This window comes from Fodinibius sp. SL11, assembly GCF_052060035.1.
Classification (GTDB): domain Bacteria; phylum Bacteroidota; class Rhodothermia; order Balneolales; family Balneolaceae; genus Fodinibius.
Window position 1 is genome coordinate 75,168 of record NZ_JBPOEA010000005.1, and the last position, 11,888, is coordinate 87,055.

The following is an 11,888-nucleotide window of genomic DNA, read 5'->3' on the forward strand; positions in this document are numbered from 1 at the left end:
CAAAAATAAATCAGGAGATCATTATGTTTGATTCAAAACTGAACCAATTTTCGTTGACCATGCCCGACCCGGATACGTCTGGTGGTGGAACTGAAGATGACGATGATACCGGTAGTGTTACGTAAGTAAACGCTGCAATTATTTTTCAGCCATGTCTTTTATTTAGACATGGCTTTTTTATTGGCCTATATAAACAAAGGGTGCCTAATATTTGGGATGTGCATATTCAGCTCCGTCGATCATGATTTGTTTAGCTTTTTGTAATGCTATCGGCATCATAGCGCCTTCTTTACGCTGAGTATAAAAGGTACGCATCAAATGGGCCGTTGATCGGTCGTTTACCCTCCAAAGAGAGACCAGCAAGTTTTGGGCTCCTGCATATTGGAAGGCGCGACTGAGACCAATGATACCTTCTCCTTTCTTAAGCTTACCCATGCCTGTATTGCAGGCACTGAGTGTAACAAGATCAGCTTGCAGCTGCAGATTATAAATCTCCGATGCGTATAACGTACCATCTTCCTGATCGCCCTGGTCGGCTTCGTTTAAACTGATTTGAAAGAGCGCGTTGCGTTGGTCTTTTATGTTGGACCGATCTTTAAAAAATCAGCTGCCTGTTGATAAAAATAGGTTGAGGAATCGTATCGAGCAGCATGTTACAGCGAATCCCCCTTTTGCAAGAACCTTTCCCCATCAGAAACCTCATCTATGCGATCTTGTCCCCATCCCAACAATGGAGTAAGCAATAGAAAAACAGATAATAAAATACTGCGATACGTGATCTTCACCGTTTTTATAACAGCTATTATAAGAGGATGGGCTATGGAATGCCCTTTTGAACAATGGTATCACTAATAGCTAAAAACATAAAAGGCAAAAAAAATGGGATGGGAATACGATATCTGTTTTGCTAAAAAACAGGTATTATTCTTTAAACATAGAATTTACAAAAAGCTCTCGATCAAATACCTGTAGGTCTTCGATCTCTTCCCCAACGCCGATATACTTAACGGGAACATCCAATTCGTTTGAGATACCAATAACGATTCCCCCTTTTGCCGTGCCGTCCAGCTTGGTGAGTACGAGTCCGGTTATATTCACAAAATCGGTAAAGGCTTTGGCTTGCTGCATGGCATTTTGTCCGGTAGATGCATCAAGTACCAGCAACACCTCGTGTGGAGCTCCCTCCACTACTTTACCCATAACTCGTTTTATTTTTGCCAGCTCATTCATCAGCGACTTTTTGTTGTGCAGCCGCCCAGCGGTATCCACTAAAGCAATATCGGCATCTTTTGCCTTGGCAGATTCAACCGTATCGTATGCCACGGCAGCGGGGTCGGCATTTTGTCCCTGTTGAATAATGGGGACACCGGCACGTTCGCTCCATATTTTCAGTTGATCGACAGCTGCAGCCCGAAAGGTATCCGCAGCACCCAGCATCACTTTTTTGCCAGCTTTTTTATAAAGATGGGCTAACTTGCCGATGGAGGTCGTTTTTCCCACTCCGTTTACACCAACAACCATTACAATATGAGGTTTTTGAGGAAATTCGGCATCGAATTCAGCGGGTTTGTCGGGCGCATGATCTTTAAGCAGAGCAATGATTTCCTCGCGCAGAATCCGCTGCAGTTCATCGCTGTTCAGGTATTTATCTTCGGCAACGCGCTTTTCGATACGATCAATAATTTCGAGCGTGGTTGAAACGCCGACATCAGAAGTAATTAAAATCTCTTCCAGCTCGTCGAGCACAGCAGCATCGACTGTATCTTTACCGGCAATAGCCTTGCCGATCTTTTTCATGATGCCGGAGCGGCTTTTTTCAACACCCTTTTCAACTTTCTCCTTTTTTTTAAGACCAATTTTTTCTAAAAAACCCATGGTATACGTCGTATTTAAACATTCATGTTATCCTAAACTTATTTCAGGACCTTTTGCTATGCAGGTAAAACAGTAGTTCTCAGTTAAACTCCACGCCTTTGCGAATGAGGTTGAACCGATGAAGATAATCAAAGAAGGAGTAAAACATAAGGGCCAGTGAGGCGCCCATCAGCATAAATTGCACTTCTATTTCCTGTGGAAAAAAGAAAGCAGCGATCCAGTATAATCCCAATACATTAATGCTGATTTTGCCCGACATTACGGCCATGGCCACTTTGCCGCGCATGTGCTGAATGAAAGCGGATCCGATCACGATAATGGCATCTCGGCCGATTTCAAGCAGGAAAAACCAGAGGGGAATCATGTCGATATAGGTAGCGTAGAGAAACAGTAAAAAAGCACAAAATTTGTCGGCAACGGGATCAAGGATTTTACCCCACTCTGAAACTTGGTTTGTGATTCGGGCTACAAATCCATCCAAATAATCTGATACAATGCCGTATATTACAAGGGCCGTGATGAGCCAGGTAATTTGTTGTCCATTGGTGTAATGCAGGTAAACAATAGGAAGGGCAACTAAAATACGCGACAGCGAAATGAGGTTCGACCATGTAAACAGGTCCTGCTTAACGTCTATCTGTTTGTGATCTATGTTAAAGGTTTCTGACAATGGAAACTAAATTCTTTCTTATTATTTGCCTTGTATTCTGTCTCTACTGAACAGCTTAAAAGATACATAAAAAATTTTCTATGTACGATTCTGATAAACTTGTTGAACGCCAACTTACCTCTCAAAAAGTTTTCAGCGGGCGACTGCTTCACGTTTACTTTGATGAGGTTGCCCTACCCGATGGAACAACCTCAACTCGGGAATGGATTAAGCATCCCGGAGCATCTGCGGTAGTGCCTGTTTTTGAAAACGGAGACGTTATGCTGGTAAAGCAGTTTCGGTACCCAATGTCGCAAATATTTTATGAGGTTCCTGCCGGAAAAATTGATCCGAATGAAGAAGCCGGAACCACGGCTCGGCGCGAGCTTAAGGAAGAATCCGGATTAACGTGCCAACAATTTCAATATATTGGACATTATTATCCCGGTATTGGGTATTCGGATGAAATCATCCATCTTTATACCGCATGGAATATTACTTCATTTGAGCAACAGGTGGATGACGATGAGTTCTTAATTAAGGAACGCTTGCCTTTTCAAACGGCCGTTGAGATGGTACACAGCGGGGAAATATCTGATGGAAAAACGATGGTCGCTATCCTGCGGGCCTGGCACTGGTGGCAGCAAGAGGGGTCATTTTCGGTGGATGGTTAAGTGCCCCTGTTACCCATTTGCTTCTTGTTTTTTTACTGATTTCTGATTGCTTTAACCCAATTAATCGATAATCCCTTCATCCACCGCCAGATCGTACAATGATTTATGCAGGTTAGTATCAGTTATATCTCCACGGTTTATAAGTTCTTCTACCTCATCGCCCCGCAGCAACAGAACGCAACCCATTTCATTTAGCACTTCATCAAACTTTCTGGGGTCAGCCATGGAGAGTTTTTCCAAGTCAATGCCATCGGGACTTTTCGTGGTATTGACCAGGCAATAAAAAGTATCTTCGTCATTGTCATCGTCACCAAATCCAAAAATCTCGAGCTTGGTATCGTCTTTTTTAAGCATAAAATATTTCTGATTTAACAATTATTACTTAGAAGTCAAACATACATCTCTTTTTGATGAATACCCATTATCTAAAGTTGATACATTCTATTAACTATACCGATCAAGAAAATCGCGAGCTTTAATAAGCTCGGTCACTTCATCAGTTTCGCGATCAATAATAGCAACCTGAAAGAGACTTATGATAGCTTGTTCTTGAATACACTCAATGGTTTCATCAACAGTTTCACATTCTTCCTGTTCGCTAACTAAATCGTTGATTCCTTTTACGACATAACGGTAGTTTTTGGGTTTCTTCTTGGGTGATTTAGAGTCTCCGGAAGCAGGTTCATTAAAGTATTCTCGCAAAGCCTCTTCAGTTACGTACCACTTAACTCCAAGCTTGCGGGCACGAATTTTACCTTCTCTCAGATAAGCTCGAATCGTCATTTTACTGAGCCCCAGTTGTTCATGCAGATCATCGACGGAATAAAGTGTTAGGTTACCAACTTGCTTGGGCATAAAGCACAATAAAAGTTAAATATTAAGTATTAAATATCTAATCAGTCCGACTGAAACCTAATAACAATTATCTATTAGATAAAGTTTATTTATTATTAGTTATAGATTACTTGTCTATTAGAGGGGCTATGGGAAAAAGACTTGTTCCGTATGGGGTAATTCCGGTATATTATAAATAGTTGATTGAAAAAGAGCTCTGCAAACGCAGGGCTTTAACTATTTTAACGCCTCTTCTCTGTATTAATTCCCCATTTTTCTTTTCCCTCCATTCAGTTTCGATACACTTAATCTATCCTTTTACAAAAGCAGAACTTTTGCGTTGTGGTTATTACATTAATAGCCTTAAGAATTTAGAAATCGACCACCTAAATATGGGATCAGATAAATCAGTTCGATCGTTATTACTTGAGCAACTTGCGGGTAAGAACGCCCATGTTGATTTTTATCAGGCGGTTCAGGGTCTTACCTATAAACAAGCCGGTATTCGGGTTGAGGGTGTTCCCCACACTATTTGGGAGTTTATTGAACATATCCGTATTGCACAGGATGATATTCTGGAGTTCTGCAAGAATCCTGATTATGAAGCGCTTGACTGGCCTGATGACTATTGGCCCGAAGAATCAGAACCTAAAAGCAAAGAACGGTTTGAGGAATCGGTACAAGCTGTGCAGGATGGTATTGAAGAAATGCGCGAGCTCATCCGTGATCCCGAAAACGACTTACAGCAAACTTTTCCACATGGTGATGGACAAACATTATTTAGAGAGGCGATGCTCATCGTTGACCATAATGCGTACCACATAGGTCAAATTGTGTTGATTCGACGGTTGCTTGGTAGTTGGTGATTAATCGTATATCAATTTATGAGAATGATTAAACTAATGATGCTATGAAAGAGATTGTTCGATTTTTGCGCGAAGCGCGGATGGGATACCTGTTTTTTACTTCTCTTATTGTTTTAGGGGTTGTATTTGGTGCATTTGAAATCATTGACCAAACACTTCTTTCTGAAACATCTCAGCAAACGATGCAATGGCTTTACTTTAGTCGCGGTGTGGTAGTTTCACTAACGCTTATGGTATGGGCTGCGTGGACCGTCTATAACTACCGAGAGTATTATGAGGATCAGCTTGAAGCCACTAAAATGCGTTATAGTGATATTATTGAGCATTCGGCTGATGCGATTATTTCTATTGATAATGAGAATTATATTACCTCTTGGAATAGAGGAGCCGAAGAAATGCTCGGTTGGCACCGCGATGATATTATTGGGAAGCCAATAACTGATATTATTCCCAATGAGCTTATTGAGATGCAGGAGCTTGAATGTATTGAATTTGGTATGAAATACAGAGGAAATATCAGTAATTATGAAACTGAGCGACTAACAAAAACAGGCGAAAAAAAGCTGGTAAATTTAACAGAATCGTATATCCGCAGTAAAGACGACGAGATTGTGGGACGCTCACAGATTTTGCGTGATCTTACGGATATCAAAATGAAGGAGGAGCAAATCCAACAGTCCGAGCGATTAGCTACAGTGGGACATATGGCCGCGGGGGTAGCCCATGAGGTAGGGAATCCGCTAACGGCCATTTCTTCGCTTGTTCAGGTTTGCCAGCGTAAAACTGATGACGAGTTTATTCAGACACAGTTGAAAAAAGTGCGCGACCATATTCAGCGTATTAATAAAATTGTACGAGACCTCGTCGACTTTTCGCGTCCCTCGAGCATGCAGGCTGAAAATGTGCAGATCAACGAAATTATCGAGTCAGCTGTAGGGTTACTCCAACACGACGCCCGTTGTCGTGATGTGAAGTTTGAGATGAACTTATCCAATTCCTTACCGCTTGTTTCTTGTGTGCCGGATCAAATTCACCAGGTATTGGTAAACTTACTGCTCAATTCTGTGGATGCGATGGAAGCCGAGGAAAACCCCAAAGTGACGATAGTGACCGAGGAACAAGATGGTATGGCAAAACTTACGGTATCGGATATTGGGAAAGGCATTAAAGAAGAACACAAGTCCCGAATTTTTGAACCGTTTTTTACGACAAAGGAAGTGGGAAGCGGTACCGGTTTGGGGCTTTCGGTTAGTCACGGTATCATCAACAAGATTGGCGGTTCCATTCAGGTGGAATCGGACTACGGGGAAGGAACAACATTTATTATCAAATTACCGACTAAAAATTAACTTATGAGCGGATCGATTTTAATTGCAGATGATGAAGATAGTATCAGGGAATCACTAACCATTGTGTTGGAGGATGAAGGATATAATTGTACAGCGGTAAAAGATGGCAGTGAAGCGATTGATGCTATAGATAGGGCCAGCTACGATATAATTGTTACCGACTTAAAAATGCCAGACACCGATGGCATTGAAGTACTTGAATATGCCTTAAAGCATTCGTCGGATACGTTGACGATTATTATTACGGCTCATGGTACCATTGAAACTGCTATTCAGGCGCTTCGTAAAGGGGCTGCAGATTATATTCTAAAGCCGTTGGAATTTGATGAAGTGCTTATCCGGATAAAAAATTTATTGGACCAAAAGAGCCTGGCGCAGGAAAATAAATATTTGCGAGAACAGATCGACAAGGAATATAACTTCAATCATATCATTGGAGAGAGCTCGGCCATGAAAAACGTGTATAAAATGGTGGAGCGGGTCAGTCAGGCCACAAGCAACGTGCTGGTAACCGGGCAGAGTGGCACGGGTAAGGAATTGGTAGCCCGGGCTATTCACTCTAACAGCGATCGATCCAAGAAACCATTTTTGGCGATTAATTGCGGGGCTATTCCTGAAAACCTGGTAGAGTCGGAGCTATTTGGCCATAAAAAAGGATCTTTTACCGGAGCCAATGCTGATAAGGACGGTGTGTTTGTAGCGGCCCACGGAGGGACGGTGTTTTTGGACGAGATAGCTGAGATACCGCTCAATTTGCAGGTTAATTTGTTGCGTGTGCTACAAGAGCGGGAAGTAAAGCCGGTGGGTTCTAACCAAATGATTTCGTTTGATACACGTATTATTGCGGCAACTAATAAAGATTTAGAGAAAGAAGTCGAAGAAGGTAATTTTAGGGATGATTTGTACTACCGCTTAAACGTGGTTGAAATACCACTTCCACCCTTAGAGCAGCGCAGAGAAGACATCCCGTTGTTAGCCCATCATTTTTTACAGAAATACAACAAAGAACTTAAACGAAACCTAAAGGGAATTACCAGCGATGCTATGGGGGCCATGATGGCCTATCAATGGAAAGGTCAGGTACGTGAGCTCGAGAACGTCATTGAACGGGCGGTGCTGTTAAGTGATGGAGATTTTCTTACAATTGATGATCTGCCCGGATCATTTAAGGAATCTTCAGATGGGGAAAGCTTTAAGATGGATGGCGATAAGCTTGATGAGGCGATTCAGGTATTTGAGAAACATCATATACAGAGTGTTTTAAAACGAACGGAGGGGAATAAATCTGAGGCGGCGCGCCTGTTGGGCATTGATCCTTCTACATTGTATCGCAAAATGGAGCGGCTGGGAGTCTCAGATTAATTTGTTTGCACTGTATCTACAAGTTGAACAGTTACATCAAAATGGACGCTCAGGTCTTTACTCGCTTTGATAAGGCCTAACATAGCCGTTGGACGTTCAATGTTATAGGTGTCCATATGGATTTTTTTGGAGCCCTTTACTTGAAACCTGTTATCATTCAATAATTTTCCCTGCACCATGAAAGAGGTCGTATCCTGCACACCTGCAATTTCCATAATGCCACGAGTATGAATGTCCATCCATCCGGTAGTATTATTTTTCTCATCAGCCATTTGTGCGCTTAAAAGCTTGTAGCTGATGTTGGGATAGCGCTCAGACTTCAGCGCCTCATACATATCCTTGTCCATGGCACGCTTGCCACAACTAAGGGCCTCGACGGGTAAGGAAACCGAAATCTCAATTTCGCTGTCTTCTGCATTAATACTATTCAGGGAATTATTTGTATTGTTGATTTTGCCGACTCCAGATAGGTTTTCAGCATTACATTGATAACTTATCATGCCGGCTTCACCTTCAATCCAAACCTTTCCCCCTTGTTCGATGGTAACATTATCTAAGAGATAAGATTGCGCCCCGCTAAGGGATATATTGGTAAGGATTATTAAAGGAGTTAGCAGCAGTAGGTACTGCCATCTAACATAATCCAATATAGTGGAGGACATTAGAGAGGTAGCGGGGCGCATTAATATATTTTATTTAGGATTTGGCTACAAACACTTCAAACACCACTGTAACCATTTCTCCGGCTTTGATAGTTCCAAGCATAGCTGAGGGCGGATCAACATCATAGTCTTTCATGTTGAGTTCATATTCACCGGTAAATTTAAACGAACCATCTTCTTGTTTGGTACCAGTAACCGGCAGTGTTATATCTTTGCTTGTTCCGGCAATGGTTAGGTTCCCCTCTACATTAAGCTCCATAGATGTTAAAGCAGAGTCAGCGTTGACAAGCTCGCCTTTATTCATTTGGAACATGATGTTGGGAAAGTCATCAGACTTAAGTGCATCATAAGTTCTTCGGTTCATGCCTCCTTTTCCACTCTCGATACTTTTAACCGGAATGGTAAGCGAAAGTGATTCTACCGGATTGCTTATTGAATCGCCTTCTAACGCCGTTGCGTCAAACTTAATATACGAGCTAAACTCTTCTACGTCAGACGTCCAATCGTGTAGGGTAGAGGTACCCTCAATTTGGATCGTGCTTGATTCAAGTATTTCATAAGAATCGGACTGTGCCAGTACGTTCCCTGATATTGTAAATAAAAAGATAAATAAAGTAGTAAATAAAGATTTCATAGTGACCCCTTCTTAACTGTGATTATTGGGTTATTGTAATTTGTCTGTTATTAATACTGCAACGATCGTTCCAAACTTTTGTTATCATGTTATTTTATTACAAAAAGGTATTTAAGCCATGCTATGCATTGTTATCTAATACAAAATAATCGACAAGGGATAATCATCGTAGACAGTTCAAACACATAAGCTTGCAGTGATGCAAACTGCAATATGAGTCTTCTTGCAGAACTGCAAGTTGATAAAAAATATCCACTTAAATTTGATTGAGATATCTGTCTTAAAATGGCATAAAGGCCATTAATAATAAATTTGGAATAGATGGGAAAAGTGGTCTTGTAATTGCATTACTATTAATGAAAAACATAGTAATGTTAACCACTTTGCTGTTCATGAAGCCTCAGTCAGTTCTTATTGTTGACCAACAAGAAGTAGTGCGCGACTCTCTTCAGCTTGTACTAAGCGAAGAGGGTTTTTGCTGTTATACGGCATGTAATGCATCAAAAGCACAAAAAGTATTGACAACCAAAGGCATAGATTTGATTATTGTGGATAGCCAGCTGCTGGATCGCAATGGATTGTTTTCCTTTCTACAGGCAAGATACCCAACGGTTAAAATTATTGTGATGAGTTCCTATGTTGAGATTGAGGTTACGCAAAAGGCGCTTATCGATGGAGCTCACGACTTTTTGATTAAACCCCTCGATTTTAAAGAGCTGATCGACAAGATCAACTATCACCTTTCTGCTGTTCGCTCCTGATTTAGTATTACCTGCTAACCTGTTAGCCATTCCATATTTCTCATTCTAAAACCATTAGATCGTTTGCCTCCTTAAAAAATAGGGATAGATATAGAATTATTTCAGGGTAGTCGTGATTGATGAAATGGTAATATGCTCCCTCAAAAGCAAGAGCTTAAAACTTCGATACTTGCTCTTTCTTATCAGATCCGTAATTTCTGATGCATGCCATTATATAAAGACATGTATCTTAAGGCCTTAGAAGTTAATTTTGGGGTTATTATCAGTGATAATATTAGTGTTTTTGGCTTATGCTACAGTTTGCTGCCCAAATAAGGCTACTTCGGATTACTGATAGAAAATCCAAAGTAAGAGATCATATCTCTATGTTTAAATATAACGGGCTATTCCTCAGCAATCAGAAACAAAACAAGGAGTGTTGATTACCTCTCTTTCCTTTCCGATATGATAGCAGGTTGAGGAAATGAGTTTATATTATTTTTATTCTATAAACTGAGCAGTAAGCTGTCTGGGAGATATTGATGTTGAGTGATTTGCACATAAGTCTTTGCCAACCTTGCTATCACCTGCGAAGAGTTATTTAGCTAAATAGCTTTTTGATGTATGACAAATTATGTTGACCCAGCAGTAAAAAACTATTAGTGAATCAAGGAATTTATAGTAATTATGCTGATCAAATATCCCGATTGATTTGGCAGTAAATGGATAGAATTCCAGGCGTGAGCGGTTATTAAGAATAAAAGGAGTATTAGTTAGGGAATGGAGAAATGATGATCTGCCAAGTCAATACCTATGTTCTTTTGTATATAGGCACAAATAAAAAACGGTGTTGCCTTTTCAAAGGCAACACCGCATCAGGGGATCGGAACTTAGACTTAGAGATAAGTCATAGGCTCCTATGGTTAAATTTTTGTTAGAAGCTAATTACGGCTTCGAGCATTACGCCGTCGAATTCGCCACCTTGATACTTGGTTCCAACAAAGTCATCGCCGTCATAAGATTGAGTTACGTACTCAAGCTTGGCCATCACATTTTTGGTTAGGAACCAGCCGCCGCCTATGTTAAAGCGATCGATTTGCATGTCTTCGTCGGCTGCGTCAACTAAGTTATATCGTGCGCCAAGATAGAAGTCTTCATTGGCTCCGAATCGATAGAGTGCTTCAGCACCGTATTGGTTGTAAGTGCGTGTATCATCAACACCGTCTTTAATCTTTCCGGAAGTGCTTTCAAACACACCGTAGAATTCGAATCCTTGGAATTTAACAAAGGGGTTAAGCATGAAGGCGGTCATTTCTCCGGCTGCGGCAGGAGCACCACGTGGAGGAGTAAAGCTTGGAGCAAAACGTCCACTGCGGAATCCGTCATCCATTACGCTGTAGTAACGAGAACCGGCACGGTCACCAGAGTATAGATAAATAGAAGGAGAGTTAGATACGTTAAGGAGAGAAGCACTTAAACGGAAACGCATGCCTTCGTTCATCTGCTTGTCGTAAGCTACCTTACCATAAACAGTGGCGTGTGTTTTAATATCACCGGCAACAACACTCTGATTCAATTTACCATTGCTTAAGCCAAACATGGCCATAAAGCCTTTATCTGCGTAATAAACCTCACCTGCAACCTCAGTAGTAAAGGAATCCATAATGTAGTTTCCTACGAATGGGTTGTGGATCGCAAAAGCATTGTCTGTACGACGGAAGTGGTTGTCGCCGTAGTTCAACTCCATGTGACCCACTTTAATGCGAAGCTTATCCATGAGGCCTGAAAGGAGTCCTTCGGAGATAAAGTCAAGGCGATCTACTTGCATGTATCCACTCTTGACATAAGCCTCGGTGTGGTGTTGTGAGGTCAAATACGTACGCAGGTGCATGCGAAGACCTGTTGCCAAGCCTACGTCAAGATCTAAGTTGGAAGTAGCCAGGTTAAAGTTGTTTTCCAATTCCGGAAGAGTTCCCGCATCGTTGTCATGAGAAATACCTTGGAATTGTAGCGTGTTGGCGCCGCCGATGCGGACATTTACGCCGTCAAATTCAATATCTGTTTCGAAGGGTGCCTCAAACTGATTTAGCCCGGTTTGATCAGGATTAGTATAATATTGTAGATCCCGATCGAATTGAGCAGAAGCAATTCCGACAGCCCCGAATATTAAAAGTAATACCAAGCTCAGCGACTTGGATATGTTTTGTAACGTCTTCATAATAGAACCTCTGGTTAATTTATGG

The 11,888-nt window shown here is 41.4% G+C and carries 14 protein-coding genes; 5 read left to right on the forward strand and 9 right to left on the reverse strand.

Going from position 1 to position 11,888, the window contains the following annotated elements; all coding sequences use genetic code 11:
* Positions 1–204 precede the first annotated feature (204 nt).
* The 4 genes from ACQ76V_RS08520 to ACQ76V_RS08535 form a co-directional block, all read right to left on the reverse strand.
* Positions 205–582 (reverse strand): CHAT domain-containing protein, encoded by a 378-nt coding sequence (locus ACQ76V_RS08520; protein ID WP_441000158.1) that lies wholly within the window; start codon positions 580–582, stop codon positions 205–207.
* A gap of 71 nt (positions 583–653) precedes the next feature.
* Positions 654–785 (reverse strand): hypothetical protein, encoded by a 132-nt coding sequence (locus tag ACQ76V_RS08525; RefSeq protein WP_441000063.1) that lies wholly within the window; start codon positions 783–785, stop codon positions 654–656.
* 136 nt (positions 786–921) lie between these two features.
* Positions 922–1,875, reverse strand: a complete 954-nt coding sequence (gene ftsY, locus ACQ76V_RS08530; protein ID WP_441000064.1) for a signal recognition particle-docking protein FtsY — start codon at positions 1,873–1,875, stop codon at positions 922–924.
* A 79-nt stretch (positions 1,876–1,954) separates the two neighbouring features.
* Positions 1,955–2,545 carry a CDP-alcohol phosphatidyltransferase family protein gene (locus ACQ76V_RS08535; RefSeq protein ID WP_441000065.1) on the reverse strand — a complete coding sequence of 197 codons (591 nt, stop codon included), beginning with the start codon at positions 2,543–2,545 and terminating at the stop codon, positions 1,955–1,957.
* 80 nt (positions 2,546–2,625) lie between these two features.
* Between ACQ76V_RS08535 and ACQ76V_RS08540 the strand changes: the two genes are divergently transcribed.
* Positions 2,626–3,198, forward strand: coding sequence for an NUDIX domain-containing protein (locus ACQ76V_RS08540; protein WP_441000066.1), 573 nt, complete (start codon positions 2,626–2,628; stop codon positions 3,196–3,198).
* Between the two features lie 60 nt (positions 3,199–3,258).
* Here the strand turns inward: ACQ76V_RS08540 and ACQ76V_RS08545 are convergent, their stop codons facing one another.
* Positions 3,259–3,552: a hypothetical protein gene (locus ACQ76V_RS08545; RefSeq protein WP_441000067.1), complete on the reverse strand. Its 294-nt coding sequence runs from the start codon at positions 3,550–3,552 to the stop codon at positions 3,259–3,261.
* A gap of 90 nt (positions 3,553–3,642) precedes the next feature.
* A complete protein-coding gene (locus ACQ76V_RS08550) occupies positions 3,643–4,053 on the reverse strand; it encodes a helix-turn-helix domain-containing protein (protein ID WP_441000068.1) in 411 nt (136 codons plus the stop codon).
* A 371-nt stretch (positions 4,054–4,424) separates the two neighbouring features.
* Between ACQ76V_RS08550 and ACQ76V_RS08555 the strand changes: the two genes are divergently transcribed.
* The 3 genes from ACQ76V_RS08555 to ACQ76V_RS08565 are packed head-to-tail and all read left to right on the forward strand — an operon-like array spanning position 4,425 to position 7,609.
* Positions 4,425–4,898: a DinB family protein gene (locus ACQ76V_RS08555; protein WP_441000069.1), complete on the forward strand. Its 474-nt coding sequence runs from the start codon at positions 4,425–4,427 to the stop codon at positions 4,896–4,898.
* Between the two features lie 44 nt (positions 4,899–4,942).
* Entirely contained in the window at positions 4,943–6,247 is a 1,305-nt protein-coding gene (locus ACQ76V_RS08560) for a two-component system sensor histidine kinase NtrB (protein ID WP_441000070.1), read from the forward strand.
* 3 nt (positions 6,248–6,250) lie between these two features.
* On the forward strand, positions 6,251–7,609 hold the full coding sequence (locus ACQ76V_RS08565) for a sigma-54-dependent transcriptional regulator (RefSeq protein WP_441000071.1): 1,359 nt from the start codon (positions 6,251–6,253) through the stop codon (positions 7,607–7,609).
* Here ACQ76V_RS08565 and ACQ76V_RS08570 read toward each other — a convergent pair.
* Both ACQ76V_RS08570 and ACQ76V_RS08575 read right to left on the reverse strand, forming a co-directional pair.
* Positions 7,606–8,292, reverse strand: coding sequence for a YceI family protein (locus tag ACQ76V_RS08570; protein ID WP_441000072.1), 687 nt, complete (start codon positions 8,290–8,292; stop codon positions 7,606–7,608). The two genes, ACQ76V_RS08565 and ACQ76V_RS08570, sit on opposite strands and share 4 nt — an antisense overlap.
* 13 nt (positions 8,293–8,305) lie before the next feature.
* Positions 8,306–8,905 (reverse strand): YceI family protein, encoded by a 600-nt coding sequence (locus tag ACQ76V_RS08575; protein ID WP_441000073.1) that lies wholly within the window; start codon positions 8,903–8,905, stop codon positions 8,306–8,308.
* A gap of 392 nt (positions 8,906–9,297) precedes the next feature.
* Here ACQ76V_RS08575 and ACQ76V_RS08580 point away from each other — a divergent pair, with 392 nt between their 5' ends.
* Complete coding sequence (locus ACQ76V_RS08580) at positions 9,298–9,666, forward strand: response regulator (RefSeq protein ID WP_441000074.1); 369 nt, start codon at positions 9,298–9,300, stop codon at positions 9,664–9,666.
* A 913-nt stretch (positions 9,667–10,579) separates the two neighbouring features.
* Here ACQ76V_RS08580 and ACQ76V_RS08585 read toward each other — a convergent pair.
* Positions 10,580–11,863: a hypothetical protein gene (locus tag ACQ76V_RS08585; RefSeq protein WP_441000075.1), complete on the reverse strand. Its 1,284-nt coding sequence runs from the start codon at positions 11,861–11,863 to the stop codon at positions 10,580–10,582.
* Positions 11,864–11,888: the final 25 nt, after the last annotated feature.